This is a genomic window from Streptomyces sp. NPDC040589, assembly GCF_055594445.1.
The window spans coordinates 162,189-175,453 of sequence record NZ_JBVIWP010000001.1 but is presented as its reverse complement, the minus strand read 5'-3'; the positions used below and the strand labels follow the sequence as shown (position 1 = coordinate 175,453).

Here is a 13,265-nt window from a genome sequence, read left to right as displayed (position 1 = left end):
CTGAAGCCGCCCACGACCAAGGACCACAGATGACGCGCGTGATCGCCGGCCGGGCCGGCGGACGCCGCCTGGCCGTCCCGCCAGGCACAGGAACCCGCCCCACATCGGACCGCGCCCGAGAGGGCCTGTTCTCCACCTGGCAATCCCTCCTGGGCGGCCCCCTGGACGGCGAACGCGTCCTCGACCTCTACGCCGGCTCCGGAGCCGTAGGCCTGGAGGCCCTCTCCCGAGGCGCCTCCCACACCCTCCTCGTCGAGGCCGACGCCCGAGCGACCCGCACGGTCCGCGAGAACGTGAAGTCCCTCGGCCTCCCCGGCGCCGAGGTCAGATCGGGCAAAGCTGAACAGATCATCCGTACGCCGCCCCCCGGCGAGCCCTACGACCTCGTCTTCCTCGACCCCCCGTACGCCGTCACGGACGACGATCTTCGCGAGATCCTCCTCACACTCCGCACCGAGGGCTGGCTCGCCGAAGAAGCCCTCGTCACCGTGGAGCGCAGCACCAGGGGTGGTGAATTCCGGTGGCCCGAGGGTTTCGAAGCCCTCCGGGCCCGTCGCTACGGCGAGGGAACGTTTTGGTACGGTCGCGCCGCCTCTACGTGCGAAGACGCACGATGACCGGACCGGAGAGCGAGGGAACACAAGTGCGCCGCGCCGTCTGTCCCGGGTCGTTCGACCCGATCACCAACGGACACCTCGACATCATCTCCCGCGCCTCCAGGCTGTACGACGAGGTCTACGTCGCGGTGATGATCAACCAGGCCAAGAAGGGCCTGTTCGAGATCGAGGAGCGGATCGACCTGATCCGCCGGGTCACCGCCGAGTACGGGAACGTCCGTGTGGAGGCATTCCACGGCCTGCTCGTCGACTTCTGCAAGCAGCGCGACATCCCCGCCATCGTCAAGGGCCTGCGCGCGGTCAGCGACTTCGACTACGAGCTGCAGATGGCCCAGATGAACAACGGCCTCTCGGGCGTGGAGACCCTCTTCATCCCCACCAACCCCACCTACAGCTTCCTGTCGTCCTCCCTGGTCAAGGAGGTCGCCACCTGGGGCGGGGACGTCTCCCACCTGGTCCCGGCGGAAGTCCTCCAGGTCCTCAACGAGCGTCTGCGCAAGGACTGATGAGACTGCTGATGGGACTACAGTCGTCCCGTCCGTCTCCAACGCATCCGTAGAGAGTGGCGAGCACACCGTGGACGTGCAGAAGAAGCTCGACGAGATCGTCTCCGCGGTCTCCGGCGCCCGGTCCATGCCCATGTCGGCGTCGTGCGTGGTCAACCGCGCCGAACTGCTCTCGCTGCTGGAAGAGGTGCGCGCGGCGCTGCCCGACTCGCTCGCCCAGGCCCAGGAGCTGATCGGCGGCCGCGAGCAGATGGTCGAGCACGCCCGCCAGGAGGCCGAGCGGATCATCGGGCAGGCGCACGCCGAGCGCGGCTCCCTGATCTCCGACACCGAGGTCGCCCGCCGTTCCCAGGCCGAGGCCGACCGGATCCTCGCCGAGGCCCGCCAGGAGGCCGAGGAGGTCCGCGCCGAGGCCGACGACTACGTCGACTCCAAGCTCGCCAACTTCGAGGTCGTCCTCACCAAGACCCTCGGCTCCGTCGGCCGCGGCCGCGAGAAGCTCCTCGGTACCGGCCCCGGCGTCGACGACCAGGGCTACGAGGACGAGGACGCCCCCGAGCGCAGCCACGACCCGGAGACCCTGCGCCGTACCGCCGACGAGTACGTCCACGCCAAGCTCGGCTCCTTCGAGGCGGTCCTCGCCAAGACCCTGGAGGCCGTCGGCCGCGGCCGGCAGAAGCTGCACGGCCGTATCGCCAGCGACGACCTCGGCGCCCTCGCCGACGACCTCAGCACGGTCCAGCACTCCAGTGACGCCGACTACCTCGCCGACCTGGCCGCCCTCGCGGAGCAGAAGCCCCCGGCCGAGCAGCCCGCCCAGCAGCAGGACTACGGACAGCCGCAGCCGGCCTATGGCTATCAGCAGCAGCCCGACCCCTACGGCGGCGGCTACCAGCAGCAGGCCTACGCCGCCCAGCAGGACCCGTACGGCTATCAGCAGGCCGATCCCTATGGCTACCAGGGCTACGACGCCCAGCAGGCCGCGTACGACCCGAACCAGGCCCAGCAGGCCCAGCAGGCGCAACAAGCCCAGCAGGCGCAACAAGCCCAGCAGGGGCACCAGGGCCAGCAGGGATACGCCCTCGACGAGACCAGCCTCTTCGACACCGGCATGATCAGCGCCGAGCAGCTGAGGGCCTATGAGCAGGGTCGCGGCAACGGCTGAGCACCGGATTGGGCCGACAGCGAAAGGTCCAGTATCCTGGCTCTTCGGTCGCGCGAACGTCCGCGATCCACGCTGCCCGGAACACCGAAGGGCGGCAACCCTCTCAGCTCGCAAGATCGAAAGCAGGAATGGCTCTGAACGCCCGCCTCGACCACCGCAACCCCCTCGTGTTCGACACGCACGAGCTGGGCCGGCGGCCCGGTGCGCTGCAGCGCCTGACCCGCACGGTCGACGCTCCCAAGGACTTCGGTATCAAGGGAGTCATCGGAGTGCCGGAAGGCGCCCCGGTGGAACTCGAACTCCGCCTGGAGTCGGTCATGGAAGGGGTGCTTGTCACAGGCACCGCCCGTGCCGGGGCCGAGGGGGAGTGCGTAAGGTGTCTGGAGCCGCTTCAGCTCGACGTCGAAGCGGAATTCCAGGAGATGTTCTCGTACCCTGACGCCGACGACCGGGGCCGTGTGATCGCGGAACCGGGCGACGACGCCGAGGACGACGAGGACAGGCTCTTCCTCGAGGACGGCTTGTTCGACCTCGAGTCCGTGCTGCGTGATGCGGTGGTGCTCGCACTGCCGATGCAGCCGGTGTGCCAGGAAGACTGCCCTGGTCTGTGCGCCGAGTGCGGTGTGCGACTGGCGGACGACCCGGACCACCACCACGACGCCGTCGACATCCGTTGGGCGGCTTTGCAGGGACTCGCCGGCACCATGAAGGACGGCGAGAAGGACGAGATGAGCGGCGCCGAACCGGGCGTCGACGAGAAGCAGGAGAAGTAGCCGTGGCTGTTCCGAAGCGGAAGATGTCGCGCAGCAACACGCGCCACCGCCGGTCGCAGTGGAAGGCTGCGGTCCCCACCCTGGTTGCGTGCGAGCGCTGCCACGAGCCCAAGCAGCAGCACATCGCGTGCCCGTCTTGCGGCACCTACAACAAGCGCCAGGTCCTCGAGGTCTGAGCGGCTGGTGAGAGGCACTGTGTCCACGCCGAAGAAAACCTCTGCGGACAACCAGGCCTCGTCCCACACGCTGTTGGAAGGGCGGCTCGGGTACAAGCTCGAGTCCGCCCTTCTGGTGCGTGCGCTGACCCACCGTTCCTACGCGTACGAGAACGGCGGTCTGCCGACCAACGAGCGCCTGGAGTTCCTCGGGGACTCCGTGCTCGGCCTCGTGGTCACGGACACGCTGTACCGAACCCACCCCGACCTGCCCGAAGGCCAGCTGGCCAAGTTGCGGGCCGCGGTGGTCAACTCGCGTGCGCTGGCGGAGGTGGGCCGTGGGCTCGACCTGGGCTCCTTCATCCGGCTCGGCCGCGGTGAAGAGGGAACGGGCGGCCGGGACAAGGCGTCCATCCTCGCCGACACCCTTGAAGCGGTGATCGGTGCGGTCTATCTCGACCAGGGACTGGAGTCCGCGGCGGAGCTCGTGCACCGCCTGTTCGACCCCCTGATCGAGAAGTCCTCGAACCTCGGAGCCGGCCTGGACTGGAAGACCAGTCTCCAGGAGCTCACCGCGACCGAGGGGCTCGGCGTGCCCGAGTACCTGGTCACGGAGACCGGCCCCGACCACGAGAAGACCTTCACTGCTGCCGCCCGCGTCGGAGGCGTCTCGTACGGCACCGGCACCGGCCGCAGCAAGAAGGAGGCGGAGCAGCAGGCCGCGGAATCCGCATGGCGGGCCATCAAGGCCGCCGCGGACGAGCGTGCCAAGGAGGCGGCCGCCCAGCAGGCAGCCGCCGACGAGAGTGCCGGCCCCGAGCCGGCGTCCGCCTGACCGAACAGAAACAGCGCACCCGAGCGCCCGCCCCTGCCCGGGGGCGGGCGCTCGGCTCGTACACCGGGGGAGCGAATGCCCGAGTTGCCCGAGGTCGAGGTCGTACGGCGCGGCCTGGAGCGGTGGGTCGCCCACCGGACCGTCGCCGAGGTCGAGGTGCTGCACCCGCGCGCGGTACGCCGCCATCTCGCCGGCGGCGACGACTTCGCGGACCGTCTGAAGGGTCATCGCATCGGCACGCCCAGCCGCCGGGGCAAGTACCTGTGGCTGCCGTTGGAGGACACGGACCAGTCGATCCTGGCCCACCTCGGCATGAGCGGCCAGCTGCTGGTGCAGCCGCGCACGGCTCCCGACGAGAAGCACCTGCGCATCCGCGCCCGCTTCACCGACGCCCTGGACACCGAACTCCGCTTCGTCGACCAGCGCACCTTCGGCGGGCTGTCGCTGCACGACAACACCCCCGAGGGCCTGCCCGACGTCATCGCGCACATCGCCCGCGACCCGCTCGACCCGCTCTTCGACGAAGAGGCCTTCCACGGCGCGCTGCGCCGCAAGCGGTCCACGATCAAGCGGGCCCTGCTCGACCAGTCGCTGATCAGCGGCGTCGGCAACATCTACGCGGACGAGGCCCTGTGGCGCGCCCGCGTCCACTACGAGCGCCCGACCGCGACCTTCACCCGTCCGCGCACGCTGTCGCTGCTGGGCCATGTGCGGGACGTGATGAACTCCGCCCTCGCGGTGGGCGGCACCAGCTTCGACAGCCTCTACGTCAACGTCAACGGCGAGTCGGGCTACTTCGACCGGTCGCTCGACGCGTACGGCCGCGAGGGCCTGCCCTGTCGGCGCTGCGGCACGCCGATGCGCCGGCGGCCCTGGATGAACCGGTCGAGCTACTACTGCCCGAAGTGCCAGCGGCCGCCGCGGATCACGCCCTAGCGGAGTCGTACCGCTCGCGCGCGGCCAGGACGTCGTCCATGCTGCCCTCCACGAAGTGGATCAGGGCGAGCAGGCGCTCGGCCACTCCGCGTCCCAGCGGCGTCAGCTCGTAGTCCACACGGGGCGGGTTGGTCGGCTGGGCCTCGCGGTGGACCAGGCCGTCGCGCTCCAGCGCGTGCAGCGTCTGGGACAGCATCTTCTCGCTCACACCGTCGACCCGGCGGCGCAGCTCGTTGAAGCGCAGCGACCCCTCGAACAGAGCGGTCAGCGCGAGCCCGCCCCAGCGGCCCGTGACGTGCTCGAGCGTGCCACGCGAAGGGCAGGCCTTGGCGAACACGCTGTACGGAAGGTCGTCCAGCCCCTCCGTGAACTCCTGGGTGGTGGTCATCCCCCCAGCGTACGCCAGCACAGCGCTGGCCAACAGATTGCGCTAACTGTGGGTTAGTGTCGAGAGGGTCTAGTAGCCGAAGTTCTGGGTCCACCACGGGCCGCCCGAGCCGAGCTCGACACCGACGCCCAGCGTCTTGAAATCGCAGTTCAGTATGTTGGCGCGGTGGCCGGGGCTGTTCATCCAGGCGTCCATCACGGCCGCGGCGTCCGCCTGGCCGCGGGCTATGTTCTCCCCGCCGAGGTTGGATATCCCGGCGGCCTCGGCCCGGTCCCACGGCGTCTTGCCGTCGGGGTCGGTGTGGTCGAAGAAGCCCCGGGCGCGCATGTCCTCGCTGTAGTTCTGCGCCAGCTCGGTCAGCGCGCTGTTCGCGGCGAGCGCGCTGCAGCCCACCTTGGCCCGCTCCTCGTTCACGAGTTTGAGCACCTGGGCCGCGGCGGCGGACTCCTCGGAGAGGGCTGCGGGGGCGCTGGGCTTCTCGGGTGCCTGCGCGGCCGTACGGGAGGGCGTGTTCTCCGGCTTCCTGCTGGGGGTCGCGGCCGGCTTCTTCTCCGGCGTCTTCTCCTGCGTCTTCTCCGGCTTCTCGGGCGTCTTCGTCGGCGCGGCCGACGACGTCGAGGCGGACGGCGACGGCGACAGGGAGCGCTCGGCGTCCCGGCTCGTGGGCGTGCCGCCCCGGCCGTCGGCGCTGCCGGAGGTGCCGCCCTGCTCGCTCGGGGTGTTGGTCGGCGTGTCCGCGGCCTGCACCTTGTCGGCGCCGCCGTCGCCGCCGAGCTTGTAGTTCTCGAGGCCGGGAACCGCGCCCGTGGCCACCGCGACCGTACCGATGGCGACCGCCGCGGACACCCCGAGCAGGCCCGTGCGCATCGGCCGTGCGGCCTTCTTGCGGCGGCGGTGCGAGCCCGCACGCCGGGTGCCGCCCTCGGGAGTGAAGCCGTCGCTCGCGAAGACCGCCGTCTCGGCGGTCCGCTGGCGGGGAATGGCGGCGTACCCGCCGTCACCCGCCGCGGTGGCCTCCGTCTCGAACAGGTAGGCCTCGCTCCGGGCGTACGTGTCGGCGTACGCCTCCGGGTTCAGATAGGGCGCGATGCCCATGGTCGGGCCGTCTTCCCCGCCGTACAGCGGATCGTGGCCCTCCGCGGCGCCGTCGGCCTGCATGATCCCCGTGGCGCTGCCCGTGGCGGCGCGGCCGGCGTCGGAGCGACGGTGGCGTCCCATGTTCTGGCCTTCCTCGTCCTGGCGGTCGACTCGTCCTCGAGATCAACACCAAACTCACTCGATGGTGTGAGTTTCATATGAGATTCGTTGGGTGGGGACGGTACCGCATGGTGCAAGTGGAGGAAGTGACCCCGAGGGAGATTGGGCGGTTAGGTTGCAGTCATGAGCGAGGATGTGCGACTGGTCGCCTGGGTGCGTGGACGCGTCCAAGGTGTGGGTTTCCGCTGGTTCACGCGGGCCAAGGCCCTGGAGATCGGCGGCCTGAGTGGTTTTGCTCTCAATTTGGGCGACGGCCGGGTCCAAGTGGTCGCGGAGGGCGCGCGAGAGGGTTGTGAAGGCTTGCTGGAGTGGCTCGAGGGTGACGACACGCCCGGCCGTGTGGACGGCGTCACCGAGATCTGGGACACACCTCGCGGCGGCTACGACGGCTTCGCCATTCGCTGATCCCGCGTCGGAGGGCGGGCCTCAGGGGCGCCCTCCGGCAGGCCGCCGATGGCCGCCGCGGACGGAAAGTGGCTGGTGATTGCCAAGAATCGCTTGCCTTGGCAGGCTCCGCACGCAAGGATGATCGACACGCCCCGAGGGCCCCGCAGAAGCCGCAGCGCCGCCGTATCAGGCCGCGCGCGCCCGGTCGGCCCCCAATACGGGGCGTGATCGTGTTGACCGTCAAACTTTTTGGTGAGACGCTGAAAGCCCCGCGCACCTTAGCTGTTTGGCATGGCTGAACGGCGGTACAACTCCAGGCCCTGCCAAGCATCGCGGGTGCGAATCCCTCACGACCCACACCGCATCGGTCGGTCACGCATTGTGGAGGACCATCCATCATGGCAAAGGCGCTTCTCGGTTACGTCGGCGGCTCCGACCCTCGACTCCTCGCCGAGATGCGACGGCTCCAGCAGCGCGTCCAGGACCTGGAATCCGAGCTCGGACGGATCCAGGCCGAGAACGAGGCGCTGACGGCTGCCGCTTCTCACGACAGGATCATGGAGAGCGTTGACGCACACCAGGCGGAGCCTGCGCTCACCTGATCACTGCATCGCTCCACAACAGCACAGCAGTGGTTGGGCCGCCCGTCATAACCGCTAAGTTGTCAGAAGTGCAAGGGACGCCATCGGCGTCCCTTCTTTCTTTCCCCCGCATCCTTTCACCGTCTTTAACGTGTGGTGTGCCCTGCGCGTTCAGCGGCGAAACCGTGGGTTCATGGAGTGAGACGAACCCGGGCGGTAGAGTCCGGCGGCGTGCACCTCAAGGCCCTGACCCTCCGCGGGTTCAAGTCGTTCGCCTCGGCGACCACACTCCGGTTCGAGCCGGGGATCACGTGCGTCGTAGGACCGAACGGCTCGGGCAAGTCCAACGTCGTGGACGCGCTCAGCTGGGTCATGGGCGAGCAGGGCGCCAAATCGCTGCGCGGCGGCAAGATGGAGGACGTCATCTTCGCCGGCACCACCGGCCGACCTCCGCTGGGCCGCGCCGAGGTGTCCCTGACCATCGACAACTCCGACGGGGCCCTGCCCATCGAGTACGCCGAGGTCACCATCACGCGGATCATGTTCCGCAACGGCGGCAGCGAGTACCAGATCAACGGCGACACCTGCCGCCTCCTCGACATCCAGGAACTCCTCTCCGACTCCGGCATCGGCCGAGAGATGCACGTCATCGTCGGGCAGGGCCAGCTCGACTCCGTGCTGCACGCCGACCCCATGGGCCGCCGCGCCTTCATCGAGGAGGCCGCCGGCGTCCTCAAGCACCGCAAGCGCAAGGAGAAGGCGCTGCGCAAGCTGGACGCGATGCAGGCCAACCTCGCGCGCGTGCAGGATCTCACCGACGAACTCCGACGCCAGCTCAAGCCCCTCGGCCGCCAGGCTGCCGTCGCCCGCCGGGCCGCCGTCATCCAGGCCGATCTGCGCGACGCCCGTCTGCGGCTGCTGGCCGACGACCTCGTACGGCTGAAGGAAGCCCTCAACGCCGAGGTCGCCGACGAGGCCGCGCTGAAGGGGCGCAAGGAGGCCGCCGAGCAGGAGCTGCGCAAGGCGCTCCAGCGCGAGGCACTCCTGGAGGACGAGGTACGGCAGCTCACCCCGCGCCTCCAGCGCGCCCAGCAGACCTGGTACGAGCTCTCCCAGCTCGCCGAGCGGGTGCGCGGCACGATCTCGCTGGCCGACGCCCGCGTGAAGAGCGCCACCTCCGCGCCCCCCGAGGAGCGGCGCGGCCGCGACCCCGAGGAAATGGAGCGCGAGGCCGCCCGCATCCGCGAGCAGGAGGCCGAGCTGGAGGCGGCCCTGGAGGCGGCCGAACGCGCCCTGGAGGACACGGTCGCCCACCGCGCCGAGCTGGAGCGCGCGCTGACCGAGGAGGAACGGCGCCTGAAGGACGCCGCCCGCGCCATCGCCGACCGGCGCGAGGGACTGGCCCGGCTCAGCGGCCAGGTCAACGCGGCCCGCTCGCGCGCGGCCTCCGCCCAGGCCGAGATCGAACGCCTGGCCGCCGCCCGTGACGAGGCACAGGAGCGGGCCGTCGCCGCGCAGGAGGAGTACGAGGCACTCAAGGCCGAGGTCGACGGCCTCGACGCCGGCGACGCCGAACTCGCCGAACAGCACGAGGCCGCGAAGCAGCGGCTCGCCGACGCCGAGTCCGCCCTCACAGCAGCCCGCGAGGCCGCCACGACGGCGGAACGCAAGCGCGCCGCGACCCAGGCTCGCCACGAGGCCCTGGCCATGGGCCTGCGCCGCAAGGACGGCACCGGAATACTGCTCGCGGCGAAGGACCGCCTCTCCGGCCTGCTCGGCCCGGCGGCGGAACTCCTGACGGTGACCCCGGGATACGAGGTCGCCCTCGCGGCTGCGTTCGGGGCGGCTGCGGACGCCATCGCGGTCACGACCCCGGCATCAGCGGCCGACGCCATCAGACTCCTCCGCAAACAGGACGGAGGCAGGGCGACTCTGCTCTTGGCAGGAGATCCTCGCCCTGTGGGCGCGGGGAACTGCGCGACCAGCCCCGACGAACCCGCGGACGAACGACGAATCTTCGCTGCCGACCTGGTCCGGGGCCCCGCCGAGCTGATGCCCGCCGTACGACGGCTCCTCCACGGCATCGTCGTAGTCGACACCCTCGAAGACGCAGAAGACCTCGTCTACACCCACCCCGACCTCACCGCCGTCACCTCCGAAGGCGACCTCCTCGGCGCACACTTCGCCCACGGCGGCTCCGCCGGCGCCCCCAGCCTCCTCGAAGTGCAGGCCTCCGTCGACGAGGCCGCCGCCGAGCTGGAAGAGCTGGCGGTGCGCTGCGAGGAGCTGACCGAGGACCAGCACGAGGCCGTCGAACGGCGCAAGGAGTGCGCCGCGCTCGTCGAGGACGTGGGGGAGCGGCGCCGGGCCGCGGACCGCGAGAAGTCGTCCGTCGCCCAGCAGCTCGGCCGGCTCGCCGGGCAGGCCCGGGGCGCGGCGGGGGAGGCCGAGCGGTCCACGGCCGCCGCAGCACGGGCGCAGGAAGCCCTCGACAAGGCCCTCGCCGAGGTCGAGGAACTCGCCGAGCGACTCACCGTCGCCGAGGAGATGCCGATCGAGGAGGAGCCCGACACCTCCGCACGGGACCGGCTCGCCGCCGACGGTGCCAACGCCCGCCAGACCGAGATGGAGGCCCGCCTCCAGGCCCGTACGCACGAGGAGCGGGTCAAGGGCCTGGCCGGACGGGCCGAGTCGCTCGACCGGGCCGCCCGCGCGGAACGGGAGGCACGCGCGCGTGCGGAGCAGCGGCGGGCCCGGCTGCGGCACGAGGCCGCCGTCGCCGAGGCCGTCGGCTCGGGCGCACGGCAGCTGCTCGCGCACGTCGAGGTCTCCCTGGCCCGCGCCGACGAGGAGCGCACCGCCGCCGAGGCCGCCAAGGCCCGCCGCGAGCAGGAACTCGCCCGCGCCCGCACTGAGGGACGCGATCTCAAGGCCGAGCTCGACAAGTTGACGGATTCGGTCCACCGAGGCGAGGTACTCGGCGCCGAGAAGCGGCTGCGGATCGAGCAGCTGGAGACGAAGGCGCTGGAGGAGCTGGGTGTCGAACCGGCCGGACTGGTGGCGGAGTACGGACCGCACCAGCTCGTGCCGCCCTCGCCCCCCGCCGAGGGCGAGGAGCTGCCGGAGGACCCGGAGCACCCGCGCAACCGGCCGAAGCCGTTCGTCCGGTCCGAGCAGGAGAAGCGCCTGAAGTCGGCCGAGCGTGCCTATCAGCAGCTCGGCAAGGTGAACCCGCTCGCCCTCGAGGAGTTCGCGGCACTGGAGGAACGCCACCAGTTCCTCAGCGAGCAGCTCGAGGACCTGAAGAAGACGCGGGCGGACCTCCTGCAGGTGGTGAAGGAGGTCGACGAGCGCGTCGAGCAGGTCTTCACCGAGGCCTACCGGGACACGGCCCGGGAGTTCGAGGGCGTCTTCAGCCGGCTGTTCCCCGGTGGGGACGGGCGGCTGATCCTGACCGACCCCGACAACATGCTCACCACGGGCGTGGACGTCGAGGCCCGGCCGCCGGGCAAGAAGGTCAAGCGGCTGTCGCTGCTCTCGGGCGGGGAGCGGTCGCTGACCGCCGTGGCGCTGCTCGTGTCGATCTTCAAGGCGCGGCCCAGCCCGTTCTACGTCATGGACGAGGTCGAGGCCGCCCTCGACGACACCAACCTCCAGCGGCTCATCCGGATCATGCAGGAGCTGCAGGAGGCCTCGCAGCTGATCGTGATCACCCATCAGAAGCGCACGATGGAGGTCGCCGACGCGCTGTACGGCGTCTCCATGCAGGGCGACGGTGTGTCGAAGGTCATCAGCCAGCGCCTGCGCTAGATGGATGCTGCATACACCTGTCTCACCTGCGACGCTCGATGGCTTCAATTCTTGAACACATCGCCCCCACACTCCTGACGCAGATTCACGTCTCGCGACCTATTGACTTCGAAACTTGAAGGCATAGTCTCGGCAACGTTCCTTTTACCTTCAGGTACCTTCAGGTGGCACCTCGAAGGGCTGATTCCCTCCGGCAGCGTTGCCGGTGGCCCGAGGAGTACACGTGACCAGCACAGCGCAGGCACCCAAGTCCGGAGCCAGGACGGCTCACCCCGAACATCTCGGGCACGTCATCTTCATCGCGGCGGCGGCCGCGATGGGCGGTTTCCTCTTCGGCTACGACAGTTCCGTGATCAACGGTGCGGTCGAGGCCATCCGAGGCCGCTACGACATCGGCTCCGCAGCCCTCGCCCAGGTCATCGCCGTCGCCCTCATCGGCTGCGCCATCGGCGCCGCGACCGCCGGCCGGATAGCCGACCGCATCGGCCGTATCCGGTGCATGCAGATCGCCGCGGTCCTCTTCACGATCAGCGCCGTCGGCTCCGCGCTCCCCTTCGCCCTGTGGGACCTCGCCTTCTGGCGCGTCGTCGGCGGCTTCGCCATCGGCATGGCCTCCGTGATCGGCCCGGCCTACATCGCCGAGGTCGCCCCGCCCGCCTACCGCGGCCGGCTCGGCTCCTTCCAGCAGGCCGCGATCGTCATCGGCATCGCCGTGTCGCAGCTGGTCAACTGGGGTCTGCTGAACGCAGCCGACGGCGATCAGCGCGGCAAGCTGATGGGCCTGGAGGCCTGGCAGGTCATGCTCGGCGTCATGGTCATTCCGGCCGTCCTGTACGGCCTGCTCTCCTTCGCGATCCCCGAGTCCCCGCGCTTCCTGATCTCCGTCGGCAAGCACGAGCGCGCCCGGGAGATCCTCACCGAGGTCGAGGGCAAGGACATCGACCTGGACGCCCGCGTCGCCGAGATCGAGCACGCGATGACCAGCGAGCACAAGTCCAGCTTCAAGGATCTGCTCGGCGGGAGCTTCTTCTTCAAGCCGATCGTCTGGATCGGTATCGGCCTGTCGGTCTTCCAGCAGTTCGTCGGCATCAACGTCGCGTTCTACTACTCCTCGACGCTGTGGCAGTCGGTCGGCGTCGACCCGGCGGACTCGTTCTTCTACTCCTTCACCACGTCGATCATCAACATCGTCGGCACCGTCATCGCGATGATCTTCGTCGACCGCATCGGCCGCAAGCCCCTCGCGATCATCGGCTCCGTCGGCATGGTCGTCGGCCTGGCGCTGGAGGCCTGGGCGTTCTCGCACCCCCTGGTCGACGGCACCCTGCCGGCGGCGCAGGGCTGGATCGCCCTGATCGCCGCGCATGTCTTCGTCCTCTTCTTCGCCCTGTCCTGGGGTGTGGTCGTCTGGGTCATGCTCGGCGAGATGTTCCCCAACCGGATCCGCGCCGCCGCCCTGGGCGTGGCCGCCGCCGCGCAGTGGATCGCCAACTGGGCCATCACCGCGAGCTTCCCGTCGCTGGCCGAGTGGAACCTCTCCGTGACGTACGTGATCTACACGGCCTTCGCCGCGCTCTCCATCCCGTTCATCCTGAAGTTCGTCAGCGAGACGAAGGGCAAGGCCCTGGAGGAGATGGGCTGAGCCCGCCCCGCACTCGGGGAGAAGGGCCAAAGTCCCCGCTGCCCCTCTCCCCGTAACCCGCCGCCGCCCCGGTTCGGCCACTGCCCGAGCCGGGGCGGCGGTCTGTCGTGTCACCAGACGAAGACGCGCCGGCCGGCGCGGGAAGGAACCGGGCACCCAGCGTGCGCACCGCCTCCAGCCATCAGTGGATCACCGAGGGCCAAGGCGGACCGC

13 protein-coding genes are annotated in these 13,265 nt (G+C 70.0%); 11 read left to right on the top strand and 2 right to left on the bottom strand.

Annotated features, from left to right (window positions below):
* The first annotated feature begins 29 nt into the window (after positions 1–29).
* The 7 genes from rsmD (at position 30) to mutM (ending at position 4,987) form a co-directional block, all read left to right on the top strand.
* Complete coding sequence (gene rsmD / locus ACZ58V_RS00745) at positions 30–617, top strand: 16S rRNA (guanine(966)-N(2))-methyltransferase RsmD (RefSeq protein WP_468194999.1); 588 nt, start codon at positions 30–32, stop codon at positions 615–617.
* Positions 618–643: 26 nt separating this feature from the next.
* Entirely contained in the window at positions 644–1,123 is a 480-nt protein-coding gene (coaD, locus tag ACZ58V_RS00740) for a pantetheine-phosphate adenylyltransferase (protein WP_189728227.1), read from the top strand.
* A 70-nt stretch (positions 1,124–1,193) separates the two neighbouring features.
* Entirely contained in the window at positions 1,194–2,288 is a 1,095-nt protein-coding gene (locus ACZ58V_RS00735; RefSeq protein ID WP_468195002.1) for an ATP synthase F0 subunit B, read from the top strand.
* Positions 2,289–2,416: 128 nt separating this feature from the next.
* Entirely contained in the window at positions 2,417–3,061 is a 645-nt protein-coding gene (locus ACZ58V_RS00730; protein ID WP_468195005.1) for a YceD family protein, read from the top strand.
* Between the two features lie 2 nt (positions 3,062–3,063).
* On the top strand, positions 3,064–3,237 hold the full coding sequence (gene rpmF, locus ACZ58V_RS00725; RefSeq protein WP_003951102.1) for a 50S ribosomal protein L32: 174 nt from the start codon (positions 3,064–3,066) through the stop codon (positions 3,235–3,237).
* Between the two features lie 19 nt (positions 3,238–3,256).
* Positions 3,257–4,051, top strand: a complete 795-nt coding sequence (gene rnc, locus ACZ58V_RS00720) for a ribonuclease III (RefSeq protein WP_468195310.1) — start codon at positions 3,257–3,259, stop codon at positions 4,049–4,051.
* Between the two features lie 75 nt (positions 4,052–4,126).
* A complete protein-coding gene (mutM, locus tag ACZ58V_RS00715) occupies positions 4,127–4,987 on the top strand; it encodes a bifunctional DNA-formamidopyrimidine glycosylase/DNA-(apurinic or apyrimidinic site) lyase (RefSeq protein ID WP_468195008.1) in 861 nt (286 codons plus the stop codon).
* On the opposite strand, the gene ACZ58V_RS00710 is transcribed toward mutM, so the two are convergent.
* Complete coding sequence (locus ACZ58V_RS00710) at positions 4,977–5,375, bottom strand: winged helix-turn-helix transcriptional regulator (protein WP_468195011.1); 399 nt, start codon at positions 5,373–5,375, stop codon at positions 4,977–4,979. The two genes, mutM and ACZ58V_RS00710, sit on opposite strands and share 11 nt — an antisense overlap.
* Before the next feature lie 69 nt (positions 5,376–5,444).
* Entirely contained in the window at positions 5,445–6,593 is a 1,149-nt protein-coding gene (locus ACZ58V_RS00705) for a CAP domain-containing protein (protein ID WP_471287739.1), read from the bottom strand.
* Between the two features lie 162 nt (positions 6,594–6,755).
* Here ACZ58V_RS00705 and ACZ58V_RS00700 point away from each other — a divergent pair, with 162 nt between their 5' ends.
* From ACZ58V_RS00700 to ACZ58V_RS00685, 4 genes are all read left to right on the top strand, one after another.
* The gene (locus ACZ58V_RS00700) at positions 6,756–7,037 is read left to right on the top strand and encodes an acylphosphatase (RefSeq protein WP_189727968.1); all 282 of its coding nucleotides are present in this window, start codon (positions 6,756–6,758) and stop codon (positions 7,035–7,037) included.
* Positions 7,038–7,417: 380 nt separating this feature from the next.
* Positions 7,418–7,621, top strand: a complete 204-nt coding sequence (locus tag ACZ58V_RS00695; RefSeq protein ID WP_030852030.1) for a hypothetical protein — start codon at positions 7,418–7,420, stop codon at positions 7,619–7,621.
* 210 nt (positions 7,622–7,831) lie between these two features.
* Entirely contained in the window at positions 7,832–11,410 is a 3,579-nt protein-coding gene (gene smc / locus ACZ58V_RS00690; RefSeq protein WP_471287737.1) for a chromosome segregation protein SMC, read from the top strand.
* Positions 11,411–11,633: 223 nt separating this feature from the next.
* Positions 11,634–13,052 (top strand): sugar porter family MFS transporter, encoded by a 1,419-nt coding sequence (locus ACZ58V_RS00685; protein WP_468195021.1) that lies wholly within the window; start codon positions 11,634–11,636, stop codon positions 13,050–13,052.
* Positions 13,053–13,265 lie beyond the last annotated feature (213 nt).